This is a genomic window from Bacillus sp. FSL W8-1127 (assembly GCF_038006725.1).
In the GTDB taxonomy this organism is placed as follows: Bacteria; Bacillota; Bacilli; order Bacillales; family DSM-4216; genus Bacillus_O; species Bacillus_O smithii.
In genome coordinates this window covers 1,014,717-1,034,308 of the sequence record NZ_JBBOVU010000001.1, presented here as the reverse complement: position 1 = coordinate 1,034,308, position 19,592 = coordinate 1,014,717, and the positions used below count along the sequence as shown (strand labels likewise).

The window sequence follows — 19,592 nt, the reverse complement described above, 5'->3', positions numbered from 1 at the left end:
AAAAAAGACTGTCGGCAAATCCGGTTTTTTCGGATTTGTCGACAGTCTGAGGAAGCCTCCATTTGCTAAAATGGATGCTTCCTTTCACATACGGGTTTTTCGGTTATGCCGGATTTGCTTGTTTTTTTTCCTCTAATGCAAGCGTCCGCGCTGTATATGCATGAATTTCATGAATAAGTTCTGGGTTTTGCAATAGTGACACGCCGTAAGAAGGAATCATTTCTTTTATTTTCGGTTCCCACGCATTTAGATGTTGCGGGAAGCATCTTTTGATCACATCAAGCATAACGTGAACGGCAGTAGAAGCACCCGGAGAAGCACCGAGCAATGCAGCGACCGAACCATCAGCGGCGCTAACAACTTCTGTACCAAATTGAAGCGTTCCTTTGCCGCCGGTCTCCGTATCTTTGATCACTTGTACACGTTGACCCGCTACTACAATATCCCAATCTTCGCTTTTGGCGTTCGGGACAAACTCTCGCAACTCTTGAATACGCTTTTCTTTCGATAACATAAGTTGTTGGATCAGGTATTTTACCAATGACATATTTTTGATGCCTGACGCCAACATCGTTACGAGATTATGCGGTTTTACGGAAGCAAATAAATCCAGATTTGAACCGGTTTTTAAGAATTTTGGCGAAAAGCCGGCAAACGGTCCAAAGAGCAATGATTTTTTGTTGTCGATATATCGTGTATCAAGATGCGGAACAGACATTGGAGGAGCACCAATTGCAGCTTTGCCGTATACTTTTGCATGATGCTGCGCTACAACCTCCGGATTGTTACATACCAGGAATAATCCGCTTACCGGAAATCCTCCAATATGCTTACTTTCAGGAATGCCGGTTTTTTGCAGTAAAGGCAGACTTCCGCCGCCGGCGCCGATAAAGAGGAATTTTGCAGTATGGAGTTCGACAGTACCGCTATCGAGATTTTTTACTTTCAATTCCCATAATCCGTCGCTGGTACGTTTAATATCTTGGACTTTATGTTTGTAGTGGATATCGACGCCTTGATTCTTTAAGTGGTCAAACAACATACGCGTTAATGCGCCAAAGTTGACGTCTGTTCCGGATTCGATTCTTGTTGCCGCTATCGGTTTATTGATTGTCCGGTCTTTCATCATAAGTGGAATCCATTCCTTCAGTTTTCCCGGATCATCGGAAAATTCCATCCCTTGAAACAGAGGATTGCCGGACAATGCTTCAAAACGTTTTTTCAAAAACTGTACGTTTTGTTCCCCTTGTACGAAACTGATATGTGGCAATGGCCGGATGAAGTCCTGAGGATTACGAATTAGATTGTTTTTTACAAGATAAGACCAAAATTGTTTTGAAACCTGAAACTGCTCATTAATTCTGATAGCCTTGCTGATATCTATGGATCCATCCGGTTTTTCGACAGTGTAGTTCAACTCGCACAATGCAGAATGTCCTGTTCCCGCATTATTCCATTCGTTAGAGCTTTCCTCACCTGCCTTGTCGAGCTTCTCAAAAACTGTAACTTCCCAATCCGGTGCTAATTCTTTCAGCAGCGTTCCCAACGTCGCACTCATGATGCCTGCACCAATTAAGATAACGTCTGTTGTAGTATGTCTGTTACTCATATTTAAAGTCCCGTCCTTATACCCTAAGATTTACAGAAAAGATGTATGCGCTCACAACAAGCCATAAAGCAGCCGTGTCACACATCTTTTCTGGATCAAATATAACCAATTATAGTGTATCACTATTATCAAAAGATTAAAATATTTATTTACAATTATATGATTAGTTATAACCTATTTAAAAGCTGGTAAATTTCAATGGTGACATACTGTGTTGCCGCTAAGAAGCGATAAGCAAGGCACCGGGAAACACAAAAACCAAGGCTTTAAACCAGCTTTATTCATAGGCTGAGTTTTGGTGTGCTGTTACCATTGAACCGACATTCTTGTAGTTCCTTAATTGCGCTATACTGGTTTATTTTGCACATGAAAAATGATCTCTTTTCCGACAGCAGGTTTTTCGATACCAATTTATTAAGCTTTCGAGCAATTGGTAGCTTTTCGAGGATAACAAAGAACAACCCTTTCGCAATCTGATTCGATTAAAGCCGTATTTAGAGTGTTTCTTGTATTCTTCCAACGAGATGTTCTTTTTTCGCCCACGTTTTGTACCCGCTTTCATAAATTGGCGTGTCGCTGTCAAAGCTACACCGATATGCCGCAAAGGAACCAAGCTGCTTGCCGCATATTGAAACCAACGCCTTCTTGGTCCGTCCGATATGTTTTTTGAAGCAGCAATTCCATCAATATAATATTTCTTCTATTTCATATCTTTATAGCTGCGCCATCAACATCTTTGTAAATTATGAATCCGTTTTAATCCAGCCTTTATTGGGGTTGACAGAGTTTTTCTTCTAACAGGTGCAAAGAAAAAAATCGCTTATTTTCCAAAAATATTTTACCATCAACCCCGTCCATTGGAAACCGAACCGTACAAAGCGGTTCAATCATCAGTTCATCATTTTCCAATTTATTGCATTCCTATTAGGAGAACTGATCCTTCTCGAGCATCAGGGTCTGAAAAAATAACCGCAATCCGTATTGTCGCGGGGATAATATCCAAAGAATTCCATTGAAGAATCAGCATATATTCATAAAAATCAATGCTCCCTTTTATTGATTCTTTCTCTCTTGTAACCAAATAAACAATTAACATCTAGAAGGACATAAATAATAAACCCCGTTATCTAATTGCATTTCATTCAAAAAAACCACCTTCTTGCTTGTTTAGCAGATACCAAATGAATATCGTCAGGATCGGGATGGATATTAGAGAAAAAAAAGTTCCAACTATTGCTGGCAAAAACAGAGGGAAACAATAAAATATTTCTTAAAGTCACTCCATAATTTTTGTTCTGTCTCCCAATCGAAATTCGGTCTATATTCATCTGCTTTTAGACGGATAAATGCTCCCGCTAGAAGCAATTCTACACATTGAGCTATACTCCAAAATGAATTAAGTGTTTTAAATAATATGGAAAAAACTAAGATAATTGAAACATACCCAGTCAGCAGCAATCCTTTTTATTTCGATCGTCATTTATTAAGGAGAAAACACTCTTCATATTAGATAGATAAAACAGGATTCTCCTTATATCATTCTTACATTAAAAAAGGAGGGATATGTATGTTAAGTTTTTTACCTTGCAATCGAAAAAAGGGGAAAAGAACGCTATCCATTCCAAAAAATGCGGAGTACAAATCACGAGTTGCAACAGTGTAATCAAATCTTTCAACTTTGACTATCCAGGATGAAAAAGTGAAGCAGGTCCACAAAGATGGATTACATATCATAATGATTTAGGCAACAGCAAAAATGTTATGTTGGAGGTGTATAAATGAGACAATTAAATCCAAAAAAATATTCCAATTCGACGATCCCGGCAATTTTTCAAGCTATCCTAAATATAGCATTGATTTTACTTGCCGTTGTTTTATGTTTTTTGCTTGGTAAGGAGATCGTTTATTCTATTCGTTTTGTCGTCTTTAATCAAGGAGTTGAAATCCACTATCATCTTCTTGAACGCTTCCTGATATTCTTCTTGTATTTCGAATTCATTTCGATGATTATAAAAATTTCCAAGGGAATTATCACTTCCCGTTGCGCTACTTTGTATATATTGGCATTACTGCCATGATACGCTTGATCATTGTATGTCATGAAAATCCCATGAATACATTTTTGTACACTTTATCTATTTTAGCTTTAGTGATCAGTTACTATATTATTAATTCTAAAAGAAAAACGGATTGAAGTGATTGATAGGGAGATGACACTCTTATAATCTTTTAACCGCAAGCCAATCGAACTATTTGAAAAGTTTTATTTGGATGGAGAATGAATTCCTGCCTTGTTGGATCAGAAAATCGACCGTGTTTTTAAGATCACTAAGTTTAGCTTTCACACTATAAACAGAATGATGGCTTTCTTGTCCATTCATCCGCTTTAGTGGCGGCATTCCCCTGTAACAACTCAACTACACAACTAAACCTGTTCATTTTTGTGAATAATTTCACATAACGATCTCATAGCCACACCCTCTCCTCTGACATCCTATACACATGAATGAAAGATTCAGTAGAAATGAAAATAAGCATTGCATCAGCTTTTTTCTTAGTCATGTCAGTTAAAGCTGATTTAAGCGTTCCGTTTTGACGGAACGCTTTTGTGATTTTTCGGCCCTTTTTACTTTACGCAACAGCATTTCATGCTTATCAATGAAAGACAGATGGATCACGCTTTTAAAGCACAATAGTTGACTATTCATATCAAGGGCAATCTATTGACCTCGTAAATGTTGAAATTGTATCAAGATACGATTCTAATCATTTTGTCCACTGTTGGGAAAATCTTTATTTAACTTTTTTCTGAACGGAGTGTAAATAAACACAAGACTGCCGGTGAGTTTATGAAAATTGAGGGCTTTATAATAAAGAACATCCTACTAAAAAACAAAATTAACAAAATAATTATAATTGATGAAAAAATATTATTTTAATAAAATGAGTTGCATAATTATTCTACCCTATGTATTATTAATCGTATCTATTACATGAATCACTAAGAAAGGGTAAACAGCAATGACAGAAAAAAAGAAGATCGGTGTATTGGGTTTAACGATCATCAGTACAAATACCATATTAGGTTTAAAAAATATTCCTTTTGCGGCTACGGTTGGACCGTCTGCTATCATATTTTGGGTCTTAGCCGCGTTCTTATTCTTTATTCCGATTAGTTTAATCGTGGCGGAGTTGGCGACAACCTATCCCGAACAAGGTGGAGTGAGTGCGTGGGTAAACCGTGCTTTTGGCCAAAAAGCAAGCTTTTTATGCAGTTGGTTTTATTGGGTGGCAAATTTCACTTATTATCCATCCCTATTACTTGGAATCATCGTGAATATTGCTTATGCCATCAATCAACAGCAAATGATCCATAACAAAATATTAACAACAGTGATATCCCTAACTATTTTCTGGGTTATTACGTTATTGACATTGCGTGGCACCCGAATGAGCGAGAAATTGGCGGCCATCGGAACCCCGCTTGGATTAATTGTGCCAGTCATCTTAATTTTCGGCTTTGGATTCGCCAGTATTTTAAGCGGACATCATTCAGCAACAGAATTTTCAGTACGGACGATGACGCCTAATCATCTTTCATTAGATACAGTGATGTTTTTGTCAACATTGATGTTCGCCTTTGCAGGAATGGAAATGCTGGGTACCATCGCTGGCGACGTAAAAAATCCGCAAAAAACATTTCCAAAAGCCATTTTGATTTCTTCAGTCATCATTGGAGGAATCTATATTCTTGGGACCATCGCTTTTCAATTTGTGTTTAACATCAAACCGGATCAAACGGCGACGGCTTTATTCTTATTTGCGGATCAAATGACAAAATAGTTCCATTTACCGTTTTCATTATCGCAAATGCTTGGGATTTGTTTTGCCATTTCAACGATGGGTGCATTGTCTTTTTTAATTTTGAATCCGAGCGTCATGTTCTATAACAGCGGAAAAGCGATTCTGCCCCCATTTCTAACAAAAATGAATAAAACAGATATGCCCGCCAACCTGATTCTTTGGCAAGCTGCAGGCGTATCCGTTATATTAGTGCTTTCCGGTTTTGTTCCGACTATATCGAAAGCTTTGAACATGCTGGTCCTTATGGCCACTCTTGCCTTCTTTATTCCTTATCTCTTTTTAATTTGTGCTTATATCAAATTGCGCAAGACGGACCAGGCAACAGTCAGACCGTTCAAAATAAAGAAAAATGCATTAGCTTATGTGGTTGCAGGCATTGGATTGATTTCCGTTACAGGAACCATCATATTAACTTTGATTCCCGCTCCGGACACGACCGTATCACAATATGCACCGCTTATAGTAGGACCTATATTCTTTGCCGCTTTAGGTTTTTGGTTTTATCGAATCGGAAGAAAAGAAAAAAAGGAAGTCTTGAAAAAAGCGAGTTAATATCCAACTTCCATTTATTTGCATGATATTGCATATTCATGCTCCATTATGAAATAAAATAGATCTTTCCTTCATAGAGAACACTGTAAAAGGAGATGATGTTTTCAATCATCTCCTTTTTGAATGAGCGAACTCTTCCTTCCCATTCGGCCATTGATCATCATAGAAAACACGGATTTAAATGCTCGCCAGTTGAACCTACTATGACAAAGAATCTCTATCGTCGAATCATCTTTCTATATATTTTATACCGTGTTTTAGTTATGACAATTTTAATATCTCATTCCCCGAAACTTTATAAACTCCGCTTCCAATAATGGACATATGATTATGATCGTCCAACCTAATGGCAGAGAAATCCGAAATGCAATATAATTCGTTATCAATCTTTCCAGCAATATTTAAAACCATTTGTTCGTAGATTTTATTGCTGTGTTCGAAATGGACCTCGACACTGAAACTTACTAAATCGAGACCATTATATAGGTGCACTTCTTCTACTTCATGGATAGGTGTAAGGATTGCTTTTCTGCACATATTTATGGCACCAGCACTGATTCCGATTACGACTCCTTTAAATTCTTTTAAAACGGATTGAAGATTGTGATGAACGATAAAATTATACTGCCGCAAGGTATTTCCACCCATTAAATATAGAACTGAAGCACCCTTTATTTCTTTTGACATTGCTTCTGGATCCATATCACTGTATAAAGTGACTGATTTTTTAAAATGAATTTGGGCTTTTTCAAAAAACCGTAAAGTTTCTTCAACATATTTTTGAGTGGTTATCTTTTCATCAGGTGATGTTGGAATGAATACTATTTTCTCTTCTTTTATATCTCTTTTCATGAAATCAGCCAGTTTTTCATCAAAATGATGATGAAAATCGATCTTGCTTAATAAATACCTAATCACTAAATCACCATCTTTTTCGACAATACCGTAAAAATACAAAATTCCTTTCTCTACGAATCTTTCGTCATCAAACTAGATATTAGCGAAATGGATATCTTCTATAAAATTGTACCTTTTTCTCATGATAACTGTCGTTTCAAAAGGACTTGCTTTTGCATGTAATATACTACAAACATTAGAAGGTGTTTCATAGATGCATCATCGTCCTAGACCTATTGTGTGTCCGCCAATACATCGTGTCCGAGATCATTTTGTCCCTCGCCAAGTGCCCTACATTCATCCAGTCGTAAATGTCAATAGATACAACATCGTCAATGTACCTAAACATATTTACAGGCCTGTTACAAGAAATGTGGTTGTTGACCCTGGTTACCCTAATAAATGCTGCTATTAATGCAGCAAACTGCCTTCTTTTTGTAGTAGGGCATTTTCATAATATCTCATAAGTGAAAAAAAAAAAAAACGATCCACGATCTTAGACATATGCTCTAGCTTTCCGCACTGCCAACGCGTTTTTCGCACCCATGTGGCGGTATCGAAACTATCTTACCCGCCTATCCTTTACGATAAAATTTGCATTTTAAATAAGGACAACTTCATCAATATCTATACAAGATTTTCCCTAAGGCAAGACGATTCTGGCATGTCGGAAAAGATCTTGGCGTTTTTATTTTTTGGATATAATACAATATTTGTAAATAAAACCATTATTTTATCATCGACATTAATAAACCAAAACTGATATCATTCTTCTCGGGCTTTGATTGGTAAAAATTCAAAGCTCTGCCAACACAGCCACTTTTGGGCACCGATTTTATATCGGTGCCTTTTCATTTAATGATTACTGAGTTTCGTATCATCAAGTGCTGTGTTGCAAACTTTTTGAGTTCTTCCATCATGATAGGTACACGCACTGCTTAATACACATTGACATAAATTAGTTTGTAATCACAATATTCAAATAAAAGGATGAATGAACCATGGTTTTGTATATGGATTACACATCACCTCACACTCAATTCACTTTCGATGTAAACAAAAGCAATGCGTTCACAAAAGATAAACACAACTTTATCAATGTATTAGGGATCGAACAGTTAAACACATTAGAAAATATTTCTTTATTGGATATTTTCTTAAGCAAAAATAATGTGATCGAGCCACATTATCATCAAAATGCGGCAGAGCTGGTTTATTGTATTTCAGGAGCTGCCGTCGTTTCCTTATTCAATCCATTTACCAAACAAATCCATAACTATCCCATAAAACCAGGCCAAGTGGCCAATGTTCCACAAGGATGGTGGCATTACGAAGTAGCGACGAAAGATCATACACATCTTCTAGCCATATTTAACGCACCGACTCCTGAAGTGATTTTAGGTTCAGATCTTTTGAAATTTACCCCACCAAATATCATAGCCCACACCTACTGCCTCAATGAAAATGATTGGAAAAAAACGATCGCTCCTATTCAACCCAATACCTTTATAGGACCATACAAAAACTGTCATCGCGAGCAATATCAAAAGGAACAAACTAGATTGGCCCATCATAGCCAGAACGAAATCCGTCATTCCTCTCATTATCCATACTATCAACCATATCAGCAGCCTCATCATTCGGGACACAACGAATATTGAAGCACCAACGGAATTCCCGATTCATGCTTTTTATCCGTATGGATTTAAGGGGGAAGCAAATTTCTCCCTGTTCTGTAGAATTTTCTAATATTTTTCCGGTTTGACCACTTTAATGATTAAAATGTTTGTTTTATAAGTAAACATCTATTAATTAGTTACAACCTCAACTTTCGCACACAGAAATATGGAGACAGTCCTTGATATAACGAGGTAAAGAAGTAATCCAATTAGACAGTTGACACTGAAAAATGTCCATACTCAAATAAACCTTAGCTTCAGCCAAAGTTTGGAAAAGAGAAATCAATTGTAGTAAAGCCGTTTTAAAGTCCATCTCCTTTACTTCGTCACATAGAAACAAGAATAAGTTGCCCATGGTCTTCGGATCCTCTTCTTTCCGAAGTTGCCAAGCAATCAAGATATACCGAGTGAAGACAATGGTAGTATGGCTAATCATCATGTCATAGGAACGACCTTGAAACTCTTTGGCTAAATGTAAAAACGATTTACTGAATTTAAAAAAGGTTTCAATGTCCCAACGCATCCCATAGATTCGAACGATTTCTTCATTAGACAGCGTGGTATCTGTACTCAAAATGGCTAGCCATTCACTTTTTTCGTTATCATAATGGTGACACCTTTCTTTCTTTGGTTTTTTTGGTTTGGTCACCAATAGTTTACCAAAAGAAAGAGGTGTCTTTTTGTTTTTTAGACGAATTTTTTCAGTGTCAAGTGAATATGAGATACCCAAAGAAACCTATCAAATCAAGGATTATTCATAAATTTTTCACTGCGAAAGTTGAGTTACAACCTAATTCTGCTGCTAATCCCGCACCACAGATGGAAGTCCAGCTCTTCCTTCACAGTGTGCATCAAGAATTCATTTTTGATCAAACCACTCCTGTTCTAAAATGCTCATCTCCCATAAGCTCCAATAATCATTTCCTGTTTTTCTGCAATCTCTGAGCAATCCTTCTTTTTTAAAACCAACCTTTTCATAACAAGCGATCGCAGATTTATTAAAGTCAAATACGCCAAGACTAACTCTATGCAATTTTAGTTCTTCAAATGCTATTTTCAATAGTTCTTTTACCATCAATGAACCTATCCCTTGACCTCTTAAATTTTTTTCTCCCACTAAAACTTTCCCTATTCTTGCTGATTTATTTTTCCTGTCTATTTTCCCCAGAGAAATATGGCCGATCACATTCCCTGTTTCTTTATGTATCACTTTATAAACCAAAGTATCAGAGGTATCACGATTTGCATTCTCAATGTACTTTTCTAATTGACTTTCGTTCAGCGGGTAATCAAATTGAGGTCCTCCCCACTGAAGTAAAAATTCCGGTGAATCAATCCAACGAATCAGCTGATTAAAATCTGGACGTTCAAAATATTCAAGTTCAATCATTACACCGCTCTCCCCCTTCAACTAATTTATTATCCTTAACATCTAGAGACGATTAAGGATTTCTTATTCACTAACTCTCCCCATGCGTTTTTTTGTCTTTCAGCAACTGCCGCCTTTCCCTATCAGTTCGACAATCTTTGCTATAATTCCTTTTCTATATAAACTCTTTGCCTTGTACAAAGATCATTAGGAGAATCTATTTATCCATACATTACATTAAATGTAGACGCGCCTCACAATGGACAAAAAGCCCTTACTCAATGGAAGAATAAGGGCGCTTTTTTAAGCAATTTCGCTTTTTTTAAAAATTAACTTTTAAGGAAGGAGTCATTTCTTTCATCCTATTCATGGTCTCGTCTGCTTGTACAGTTTTGTTAGAGTCCTGTTTTTCTTCTTCATTAGTTCCTCGAACCATTGCCGGTCATGTTGATCTAATGCCATATCAATCAATTCTTTTAAATCTTCAGGGTGAATCATATCCGGAATAAGGTTTATTTCATATAGCGAATAGGTTCCCAGTCGCTTTTCGATTGGCTCTATTTCACCATTTCGGACACAAATCGTTTTTTGAATTTCCACTGAATAATCAAAAATCCACACTACATAACCGATCACATCATATTCAGATAAACGCACCTTCACCCAATCTCCTATCGTACCATGATCCATTCTCTTCCCCTCATTCAGTTTTCATTCTCACCATCTAAAGCAATGCCTCACTTCTAAATAATCCAGATCCTAAATCACTCCGATACGCTCTTCCGTAACACCCATCGCCAACAATAAATGTAACTACTTACATTTACTCTCGCTTTTCAAAAAAATACTCATCACGACAACACACATTGATATTCGAACTTACAAACCACCATTTCATTTTGCAGATGTAGTCTCTTTACAAGTACAGCTAAATAAATTCTCACTAAAAGTAGCCGTTTTATGGTTTCGTCATTATTTTGGCTTTAAGCTCGTCCATAAAGAAAACATCAAAAACGACAAAACGTTCCAGTCCCGAATCACGTTTTGGACAAAGGAGCTTTTCTAATTTCAAAATAGTGATTTTGTTTCTTAAATACGCAACAAACCCGGAATTTTCGATTCCAACCTCCTCTTCAGCAAAAAAACCGTTTGAATTGTCCCATTTCACCAGCTGAGTAAAGACATTTAAATCTGAAGCAGTAGAATTCTTTTTGATTTATTTAGTTTATGTTTATGAAATGTTTGATGTTTGTGTCGTTGTGACTGTCTGCTTTTTATACTTGCCTTAAGACCTTAGGAACCCCCACCTAGCCGCGTTCATCGTGTTATTTTTTAACCTGTTGTTGTTTTCAGAAAAGGGAAAGATTGTATAAATGATAAAAAAATTTCTGATGAAAGAGGAACTTGAAAATGGATTGGTTTTGTTAGTGGATTGACAAATTGAGCCCAATTTTTATGGATCCGTAAATAAAATCATGGATCAAAAAAGATATGGCATTCAGGAAAGCGGATAGTGGGCAGAACGGACTAACAACGTAGTTCCATTCATATCCGAATGAAATGAATATAAAAGACTTTTTCCTGCCAGTATGGTGTTAGAATCAAAAACTGTTATCCAAAACTTTGCAAACTACAACTCTATTAAACATATGGATGCGGCCCTTCATGAGCTTTTATTGGAATTATTAGAGATTAACTTTTCAAAGAATTAACAAAACATAAATATAGTACTTTTTCCCTTTTTTTAGTACAAAAGGTTCAATTTTTTAAATTTTTCGTATAAAATAATTATAGTTGGTTGTTGGAAAAACTATAAAGGGGAGGAAATATTTATGAAAAAGGTACTATCCGTATTCTTAGTAAGTTTACTAGCTATTCCATTTATGTTTAGTGGAACAGCACATGCAGCTCCAGCCCCAGCGTTAACAAACATTCAATTTATTGGGGTAACATCAGACGGAGAAAATGGAAATTGGGAAAAAATTGGTTTTAACCAACAGTCTGCGAGTATACCGATGAGTGGCGAAAATGGATATATTGCAGTCTATGTTGAAGGAACCATTCAAGCTGGTACATTAAGAATATATAACAACGGTAATAATATCACATCTAGTACATTCCAGGCATTACCAGATGATTATGTAACGGATTCAAACAATATCGTTATAGGGACCATAAAATATATAGGTATCCCACTTTCGGCAGTTTCATCGGGTACCTTTACTGTATCAGCAAATAATTATTATCCACCTAATAATACAATTTATGATAATCTATTCATTACAGTTAATAAATAGGGGGTAAAAAAATGCAAATCAAACCAAATGACCCGAATTTTGCTGCCTATACTCGATTGACATTATTTGCTGAATTTCAAAAAAGCATAAAGGATGGAACTGAATTTGTCGGTGGAAAATCGAAGGATATTTCTTTTGAGCAATTTAACGAACTTTTGAATGAAAATAAAGTTGTAAACAAGGAAAACGCCGGAGAAATGTCTAAATTTCATAAAGATGCGCTTCAAATACAAATGAATTATAGTAAAGACCCTGAATTTACATTAAAAGTAAAAGATATTATATCCAAGGCATTTCAATTAGGCCTTGTCGACAAGGATGAAACTTTAATAAATAAAATCGATACAAAAGCATAAGAGGAATTTACATTTTTTTGCTATATAATAGCCATTAGACATTGGTGATGCAAAAATCAATTAGAAAAAAGCTTTCATTATTGGAAATGACATCACATATCAGAAAATGCTGGTCTGTAATGAATGTTCATTTCACGAAATTGCCCTTACTAGGGGCTTTTCTTTTTTAACAACTACAGTACTTGTACTTATGTTCATAAAAAAGGAAAACGCCTAGGGAGAGTCGCTCCTCTCAGACTTTTCTTGATTCTTTCCATCCTGCGGGGGAGCTTACTCTCCCTTATGCGGGATAAAGCGAAACTTCCTTCAGGAGGTGTCTTATCCTCCTGAAGGTTAGTTGAGCTAATCGGGCATTTAGAGAGAGTCGCTCCTCTCAGACTTTTCTTGATTCTCTCCATCCTGCGGGGGAGCTTACTCTCCCTTATGTGCGGGATAAAGCGAAACTTCCTTCGGAGAGCTTTTAGTGCATCAGCCCGTTCTCATGATCGTGATCCATTTTTGACGCGAGACTTACTTTGCAAAAACTCCCAAACCGGCTTTGTATATTGCTGTTTTTCCGCATTCGTATATATATTGGCCAAGGCTCTTACAGGATCTCCTGCATAATATCTTTCGTATAATTCGTGTCTGGAACCCAATTGGCTCCCAAACAAGTCCCAAGCCAGCTTAAACAGTTTGACTTTTTCTTCGGCTCCCACCGTTGCTCCGGCAAAATATTTATGCATTAATTCTGAAATGGGCCCGTTTATTTCTTCCAATGTAGACGGAACTTGAACGAAGCCCCCCGCACCGATTTGCTGTAAAATTTCGATCGCACGCGGATAGTATTGAGATCCTAGAATGCGCGCCGTATCAATTGGTTTAAGAGCAGGAATAAACGTGCCGGTCTCGTCCCTTTCAGCTTGCGCCTCCGAGGCAACCAACAGCGAATGAATCGTTTCGACTTGAGTAATGAGTTCCCCCAATTTTTCTTGAATATGCAAATATCCGGAAACCCCAATCGCTTCTGCAATGGCGATGGCGACACCGGTCACAAACTCAAGTTTGCTTAACAGCCTCACGACCGTTTGATGAAAAGCGAGAGAATTAGCGGTCCGATTCATCCGAAACTTCCATACTGCTTCCGCATTCCCGTGAATGAGCACTCTTTCCCAAGGAACTAGAACGTCGTCAAAAAATAATACAGCATCCATTTCGTCGAAAGAAGCGCTCAAAAGATGATCTTGTTCACGATCAGAAGTGAACGGTTCCCGGCATACGATATGCAGTCCCGGCGAATTGGCGGGAACGATCAAGGCATGTGCATGTTTCGCATATTCCTCTTTGATTTTATGAAAAGGGAATATAAGAAAATCGTGTGAATAAGGAGCGGCGGTGGCTATCATCTTGGCACCCCTTAAGATCAAACCGTCCTCCGTTTCTTTAACGATATGCAGAATGCGATCGGCCGCATCGAAATCTTCCAATCCTTTGGAACGGTCGACCTGTGGATCGAGCAATGCATTGGCTACAAACAAATCATTGTACCGTGCCTTCTCGTAATAATCCGCAATCTTATATGCAAACTGCGGATCCAACTGGGCCAGCTGCTCTCTGGCAGCATACCACCCGGTTACGAGTGAGCGGGCGTATTCCGAAAGACGGCTCATCACTCCATGCGTTTCATCCGCCCAATATTTAAAAGCGATGCTTCTCTTCCGCAAATCGTCTTGATTTCGAGGTACAAGAAATGAACTATGGACATATGTGTCTGAACCAGGCGGTTGAAAGCCGACCAATTGCTTCTCTTCCGGATGATCGAGCATATTGAACAACCGCTCGATGGTAGACAGCGTTCCCGTAAAGGCGGGGTGCGCAGTGACATCCTCCACGATGCTCCCATTCAGCCACACGTTCCTTCCATCTTTCAAACTGTCCAAATATTTTTTGCCACGTGTCTTGTTTATCATGCTATTCTTATTCATTAAACGTTTCCCCTTTCCAAGGATTGGTAGCTGTCTTGCCAAGCAAGAATTCGACGTCCTACCAGCTCCAAGAAATAATCGGTGCATTTTCCAAACAAAGCAAACAATAAAATGCTGGCCACGATAATAGCTGGTCGCCCTGTCGTTTGACCATCCATCATAAGAAAGCCTAATCCCTTACTTGCCCCCATGATCTCCGCCGCTACAACAAACATCCATCCTAATCCAAGTCCACTTCTCAGTCCTACAATGAACGAAGGCAGAGCCGCAGGCAGAAAAAAATGACGAATCAATCTCCAGCCATGATAACCGTGCACCAATCCTACTTCCAGTAAACGTCGGTCCACTCCTTGAATACCAGACACTAAATTAAGATAAACCGGGAAAAAAACACCTAAAGCAATCAAGGATATTTTGGAAGTCTCGCTTATGCCCATCCATAAAAGAAATAACGGTACCCAAGCCAAGGAAGGGATATTTCGCAAGGCTTGGATAAGTGGATCCAACAAATACCGAAACGTACGAAAATATCCGTTCAATACCCCAAACAATAAAGCAATAGCCGTTCCAAGCAAAAATCCCACGCTTACCCGATATAGTGTAATTCCGACGTGTTCCATGAGCTCTCCTCCCCGAAACAAATCTACGATGGTGAAAACAATCTTCAAGGGAGAAGGCATAATATTAGGGGGAATCAAACCGTTAATAGAAAGGGATTGCCACAAGATGATGATGAATATTGGAATGATCAGCCCCATACCTGTGATAAAGAAATGTTTCTTCCATTGACGCAACCGCTTTCCTCCTTTACTTCTTGTTGATGTTTTCGATATACTCCGGATCAATTAAATTGTCGGCCGTTTTCTTAATATCGACGGATTTATCCATTGCACCGCTTTTCAATAACACTTCTCCCGACGCTTCTATGGTCCGTTTGTGGACCTCCCCAATGACCGGATTGGTCAAATCTGTTCGGTGGATCACTTTTGAGGCGACTTTATCACTTTGTTTACTTTCTGCTGCCACTAATTTCTCAAACTCGTCCGGATTTTCTAATGCCCATTTTCTAGCCTTTTCATAAGCTTTAAGCACTTTTTTCACAATCTCGGGATGGTCTTTTGCAAACTCTTCCCTTGCATTAAGAAATCCGTACGTATTCCAATCCGGGTGGCGGAAAAACAATTTTGAGCGTTTCTCTATCTCTGTTTGCGCCATATACGGATCGAGTCCTGCCCATGCGTCTACATCCCCTTTTTCTAAGGCCGTTTTACCATCGGGGTGTTGAAGTTGCACGATTTCTACATTTTTTTCGCTCAATCCAGCAGTACCCAATGCCCGCAGCAAAAATATGTAAGGGTCCGTTCCTCGCGTAACAGCTATCTTTTTACCTTTCAAATCTTTTACTTTTTTTATAGGAGAATCGGAACGAACAACTAAAGGTGTCCACTCTGGCTTAGAAAAAACATAAATCGATTTGATTGGGTTTCCATTTGCCCTTCCAAGCAGAGCCGAGGCTCCAGATGTCGAACCAAAGTCAATGCTCCTGCTATTTAAAAGCTCCAGCGATTTATTACTACCGGCGCTAAAAATCCATTCAACTCCGATTCCATCCTTTTTCAAATCGTCTTCCAACCATTTCTTTTCTTTCAGAACTAGACTCACCGGATTGTAGTAAGCATAATCAAGTTTGACAGTTTTCACTTCGGATTCTTGGGAAACGGAGTGACTACAGCCATCAAGAATCCATACCACCGTCATAACGAAAATCATAACGGCCATTTTATACGTTTTTGAGATCATCGGAAAGATCCCTCTTTCAATGGATTGAATTAGAATAAAAAATATTCAACATTTATAAACTATTATTTGGAAGAGAACATAAACGGAGATTCTAAAGTCTCTTTAGTCACTTTTCCCATAAGACGATCCAGAATGAGCTTTTCATAATAGGCAAAGCCCGTATTTCTTTCTCTCGGACGGGGTAAATCTACCGGTATATCAAGAGAGATAGCCCCATTTTCGATCAAGACGATACGATCTGCCAAAGCGAAAGCCTCGCTGACGTCGTGTGTGACCAAAACGGCAGAAAATCGTTGTTCCTGCCAAATTCGTTCAATCAATTCTTGCATTTCAATACGTGTCAGAGCATCTAATGCGCTAAGTGGTTCATCCAATAACAGGAGACGCGGATTACCCGCCAACGCCCTCGCAAGAGCGACACGCTGGCGCTGTCCGCCGGATAATATGCCGGGCCATTCTTTCGCTTTATGTTCCAACCCCACGAGCTGTAGTGCTTCCTCTGCTCTGTCCTTGTCTCCGTTTCTTGCACCGATTTGTACATTCGCTATCACTCTTTTCCAAGGAAGCAATCTAGCATCTTGAAAAAGTATTCGCGTATCGGGATGAACTCCTTTGACTCTTTTATTGTCAAGAAGCACTTCCCCTTCTGTCGGAACATCAAGTCCAGCAAGAAGACGCAACAGAGTGCTTTTGCCGCAGCCGCTGCGCCCAATAATAGCAACAAATTCCCCAGGTTCGATTTCCAAATTTAAATGATTCAATACTTGGACATTATTAAATCGCTTGCTGACCTCTTTGACCATTAAATGGAAACCTATTGACCCTACCCCCAATCCTCATTCCTCCCTATATCAATAACCAATTTTACGAATATTCATAATTATGGTGATGTAGATTTGTCCGTCTAAATATTCCGTCATCCCGCTGCTGTTTATCAAGGATTTAGAAAATACCGCAGAAGTGCTCCCTTCTTTGTATAATGGAGCACTTACAAATGCAATCCCAGCCGCATCCATCCCGTTTTAGCGAGCATTTAAAGATTTGGAAACACATTGTTTTAATCAATGATTTTGGTAATTGGTCGAATATCTTTTTCAACAATAGAGGGGGATTCTTCTCGCAAGTCTTCTTTCTACATTTAGTTGTACATAACCATTCCTTGCTACGTTCAACATCACACTTTTCATAAAAAGTCTATTTCTATACAGCATCCACGTTTAATATGGCTTCCTTTTCTCGAACCAATGGAATCACTTTTTCCCCGAATAATCGGATTTCTTCGTCATAATGAAGGAATCCGGTTAAGATAAGGTCGACTCCGATTTTTTTGAGTTCGATTATGCGATCCGCCACCTGTTCCGCCGTACCGATCAATCCGGTTTTAAAACCGTCGTTGTATTGAACCAAATCGTTGAAATCCGAATTTGCCCACATTCCTTCTCTTTCCGGAGAAGCTTTGCCGGCAAAGCGTACTTGGCTGCGGAATCCTTCCACAGCTTCGCCATCCGCATAAGCAATAATGTCACGAAGCACCTGTTTAGCTTCCTCTTCTGTATCTCTCACAATCACAAATGCGTTGACGCCGAATTTCAGCTTACGGTTATTTGCAGCTGAGAGCGAATTCACCTCATCAATTTGTGCTTTAATGCCTTCGATGGTATTTCCGTTCATGAAATACCAGTCAGATACTCTGGATGCCATCTTTCGTGCAGCTAAAGAATTCCCTCCTTGGAAAATCTCCGGAACTCTCAAAGGCTTCGGCTTTAATGGAGCACCGTTTATTCGGTAAAAATCACCGCGAAAATGGGTTTCCTCCTCCGTCCACAATTTTCGAAGCACATTGATAAACTCCTCGGATCTCCGATATCTTTCGTCATGGTCTAGCCATGGTTCGCCATATGCGTTAAATTCTCCTTTAAACCACCCGCTCACAATATTAATCGCTGCACGTCCATGGCTGATTTGATCAATGGTGGAAATCATTTTGGCTACCGTCCCCGGATGCCATAAGCCGGGAAGCACCGCCGAAATCAGTTTTAGCTTTTTCGTTACCGCCGCTAATGCGGATGCCAACGTGATGGCCTCCAATTGATTTTCCGCACCGTAGCTTGCCAGAAATCTCGTTTGAAGCAACGCATATTCAAATCCTGCTTCTTCAGCTATTTGAGCGTATCTGGCATTATCCTCAAAGGACCAGCCTGTCTTTTGAGGAATTTTGGAAATCACCAATCCGCCGCTAACATTCGGAACCCAATAAGCAAACTTCAAAGACATTTTCTTCACCCCTGTTTAAAAATGGATCGCGATAGAGTTAGATCTCTTCTAGAAAATGAATAAGTTTATTTTTAATATTCAGAAATATTTTTGTATAAAACTAGCTGCTTTCTTGCTTCGTTAGCCTTTGACGGTTTATTTGACCTTTTCCGGCAATCCGCTTCTCAATTCTATTTCTTCTAGCAATTCTGCGACTGCTTCATCTAATCTGCGAATCAATTCTTCCGATAGATGATAGCCGTTGTTTCCGTTTCGGGTTATCCAAGTATCCACCGCATACACTCCGCCGATAATGAGCCTTGCGCCCAATGTGGATAGCACCGGCTTCAACGCATAATCGATGGACAAAAGATGAGCGATTGAGCCGCCGATAAACAGTGGCAGAATGATTTTTCCCGATAAAGCTTTTTGCGGAAGTAAATCGAGGTAGGTCTTCAATACTCCCGTATACGACGCTTTATATACCGGACTCGCGATGATGATCACCTTCGCTTCCTCTACTTTTTGATTCGCTTTCCGTATAGCGTCACTGTCAAAATTGGCCTTGATTAAATCGTCCGCCGGCAATTCCGCAACTTGGATATGTTCAATATCAACCCCCTCTTGCAGCAACTTTCGTTCAACATATTGAATGATTCCGTTCAGTCTCGATGTCAGCGAAGGATTCCCGTTAATAATCGCGATTTTCCCCATTTAAACTCCCCCTTATTTTTCTAAATAATAGCATTAATTTTATTAAACTTATAAATCATACCTGTTTAGTTTGATTTATTGTATATTATCACCGTCCCTGCTAAGTGTCAATATCAAAAAGAAAAAAAGTCGCTATATTCCGTCAATTTGTCGGATGGACGAACTGAAACCATTCCAAATCTTTTTGTTTTCGATATGAAAAATTCACTTAAATGATAAAGCCTATAAAACTTTGAAG

The 19,592-nt window shown here is 38.7% G+C and carries 14 protein-coding genes and 2 pseudogenes; 5 read left to right on the top strand and 11 right to left on the bottom strand.

Features of this window, described 5'->3' with window-relative positions; all coding sequences use genetic code 11:
* Positions 1-103 precede the first annotated feature (103 nt).
* Positions 104-1,609 carry a malate:quinone oxidoreductase gene (locus NST12_RS04950; RefSeq protein WP_341028823.1) on the bottom strand — a complete coding sequence of 502 codons (1,506 nt, stop codon included), beginning with the start codon at positions 1,607-1,609 and terminating at the stop codon, positions 104-106.
* Positions 1,610-3,387: 1,778 nt separating this feature from the next.
* Here NST12_RS04950 and psiE point away from each other — a divergent pair.
* A pseudogene (psiE, locus tag NST12_RS04940) lies at positions 3,388-3,803 on the top strand (phosphate-starvation-inducible protein PsiE).
* Between the two features lie 827 nt (positions 3,804-4,630).
* Positions 4,631-6,025, top strand: a pseudogene (locus tag NST12_RS04935) (APC family permease).
* A 261-nt stretch (positions 6,026-6,286) separates the two neighbouring features.
* Here the strand turns inward: NST12_RS04935 and NST12_RS04930 are convergent.
* Positions 6,287-6,982 carry a Type 1 glutamine amidotransferase-like domain-containing protein gene (locus tag NST12_RS04930; RefSeq protein ID WP_341028821.1) on the bottom strand — a complete coding sequence of 232 codons (696 nt, stop codon included), beginning with the start codon at positions 6,980-6,982 and terminating at the stop codon, positions 6,287-6,289.
* Between the two features lie 941 nt (positions 6,983-7,923).
* Between NST12_RS04930 and NST12_RS04925 the strand changes: the two genes are divergently transcribed.
* Positions 7,924-8,583 (top strand): cupin domain-containing protein, encoded by a 660-nt coding sequence (locus tag NST12_RS04925; RefSeq protein ID WP_048622928.1) that lies wholly within the window; start codon positions 7,924-7,926, stop codon positions 8,581-8,583.
* A gap of 163 nt (positions 8,584-8,746) precedes the next feature.
* On the opposite strand, the gene NST12_RS04920 is transcribed toward NST12_RS04925, so the two are convergent.
* From NST12_RS04920 to NST12_RS04910, 3 genes are all read right to left on the bottom strand, one after another.
* On the bottom strand, positions 8,747-9,331 hold the full coding sequence (locus NST12_RS04920; RefSeq protein WP_061778487.1) for a transposase: 585 nt from the start codon (positions 9,329-9,331) through the stop codon (positions 8,747-8,749).
* A gap of 129 nt (positions 9,332-9,460) precedes the next feature.
* Positions 9,461-9,991, bottom strand: coding sequence for a GNAT family N-acetyltransferase (locus NST12_RS04915; protein ID WP_048622927.1), 531 nt, complete (start codon positions 9,989-9,991; stop codon positions 9,461-9,463).
* A 345-nt stretch (positions 9,992-10,336) separates the two neighbouring features.
* Positions 10,337-10,660: an IDEAL domain-containing protein gene (locus NST12_RS04910; protein WP_341100452.1), complete on the bottom strand. Its 324-nt coding sequence runs from the start codon at positions 10,658-10,660 to the stop codon at positions 10,337-10,339.
* Positions 10,661-11,802: 1,142 nt separating this feature from the next.
* Between NST12_RS04910 and NST12_RS04905 the strand changes: the two genes are divergently transcribed.
* Together NST12_RS04905 and NST12_RS04900 are read left to right on the top strand one after the other, a co-directional pair.
* A complete protein-coding gene (locus NST12_RS04905; protein WP_053083221.1) occupies positions 11,803-12,267 on the top strand; it encodes a DUF4879 domain-containing protein in 465 nt (154 codons plus the stop codon).
* An 11-nt stretch (positions 12,268-12,278) separates the two neighbouring features.
* A complete protein-coding gene (locus NST12_RS04900) occupies positions 12,279-12,623 on the top strand; it encodes a hypothetical protein (RefSeq protein ID WP_048622924.1) in 345 nt (114 codons plus the stop codon).
* A 479-nt stretch (positions 12,624-13,102) separates the two neighbouring features.
* On the opposite strand, the gene NST12_RS04895 is transcribed toward NST12_RS04900, so the two are convergent.
* The 6 genes from NST12_RS04895 to ssuE all read right to left on the bottom strand — a co-directional run bounded on the left by NST12_RS04895 (position 13,103) and on the right by ssuE (position 19,354).
* Complete coding sequence (locus NST12_RS04895) at positions 13,103-14,587, bottom strand: 4-hydroxyphenylacetate 3-hydroxylase family protein (RefSeq protein WP_341100448.1); 1,485 nt, start codon at positions 14,585-14,587, stop codon at positions 13,103-13,105.
* Positions 14,587-15,381 (bottom strand): ABC transporter permease, encoded by a 795-nt coding sequence (locus NST12_RS04890; RefSeq protein WP_341100446.1) that lies wholly within the window; start codon positions 15,379-15,381, stop codon positions 14,587-14,589. The genes NST12_RS04895 and NST12_RS04890 overlap by 1 nt, the downstream gene beginning before the upstream one ends.
* Before the next feature lie 13 nt (positions 15,382-15,394).
* Positions 15,395-16,387 carry an aliphatic sulfonate ABC transporter substrate-binding protein gene (locus NST12_RS04885; RefSeq protein WP_341100444.1) on the bottom strand — a complete coding sequence of 331 codons (993 nt, stop codon included), beginning with the start codon at positions 16,385-16,387 and terminating at the stop codon, positions 15,395-15,397.
* Positions 16,388-16,449: 62 nt separating this feature from the next.
* Positions 16,450-17,190 (bottom strand): ABC transporter ATP-binding protein, encoded by a 741-nt coding sequence (locus tag NST12_RS04880; protein ID WP_445662338.1) that lies wholly within the window; start codon positions 17,188-17,190, stop codon positions 16,450-16,452.
* A 397-nt stretch (positions 17,191-17,587) separates the two neighbouring features.
* Positions 17,588-18,661: a dimethylsulfone monooxygenase SfnG gene (gene sfnG, locus NST12_RS04875; RefSeq protein ID WP_341100439.1), complete on the bottom strand. Its 1,074-nt coding sequence runs from the start codon at positions 18,659-18,661 to the stop codon at positions 17,588-17,590.
* A gap of 135 nt (positions 18,662-18,796) precedes the next feature.
* Positions 18,797-19,354: an NADPH-dependent FMN reductase gene (ssuE, locus tag NST12_RS04870; RefSeq protein ID WP_341100436.1), complete on the bottom strand. Its 558-nt coding sequence runs from the start codon at positions 19,352-19,354 to the stop codon at positions 18,797-18,799.
* Positions 19,355-19,592 lie beyond the last annotated feature (238 nt).

Excerpts from the sequence above, each read along its gene's own strand:
- NST12_RS04950 (WP_341028823.1), bottom strand. The coding sequence starts at position 1,609 with ATGAGTAACAGACATACTACAACAGACGTTATCTTAATTGGTGCAGGC.
- NST12_RS04915 (WP_048622927.1), bottom strand. The coding sequence starts at position 9,991 with ATGATTGAACTTGAATATTTTGAACGTCCAGATTTTAATCAGCTGATT.
- NST12_RS04900 (WP_048622924.1), top strand. The coding sequence starts at position 12,279 with ATGCAAATCAAACCAAATGACCCGAATTTTGCTGCCTATACTCGATTG.
- NST12_RS04895 (WP_341100448.1), bottom strand. The coding sequence starts at position 14,587 with ATGAATAAGAATAGCATGATAAACAAGACACGTGGCAAAAAATATTTG.
- NST12_RS04910 (WP_341100452.1), bottom strand. The coding sequence starts at position 10,660 with ATGGATCATGGTACGATAGGAGATTGGGTGAAGGTGCGTTTATCTGAA.
- NST12_RS04925 (WP_048622928.1), top strand. The coding sequence starts at position 7,924 with ATGGTTTTGTATATGGATTACACATCACCTCACACTCAATTCACTTTC.
- NST12_RS04885 (WP_341100444.1), bottom strand. The coding sequence starts at position 16,387 with ATGATCTCAAAAACGTATAAAATGGCCGTTATGATTTTCGTTATGACG.
- NST12_RS04880 (WP_445662338.1), bottom strand. The coding sequence starts at position 17,190 with ATGGTCAAAGAGGTCAGCAAGCGATTTAATAATGTCCAAGTATTGAAT.
- sfnG (WP_341100439.1), bottom strand. The coding sequence starts at position 18,661 with ATGTCTTTGAAGTTTGCTTATTGGGTTCCGAATGTTAGCGGCGGATTG.
- NST12_RS04905 (WP_053083221.1), top strand. The coding sequence starts at position 11,803 with ATGAAAAAGGTACTATCCGTATTCTTAGTAAGTTTACTAGCTATTCCA.
- ssuE (WP_341100436.1), bottom strand. The coding sequence starts at position 19,354 with ATGGGGAAAATCGCGATTATTAACGGGAATCCTTCGCTGACATCGAGA.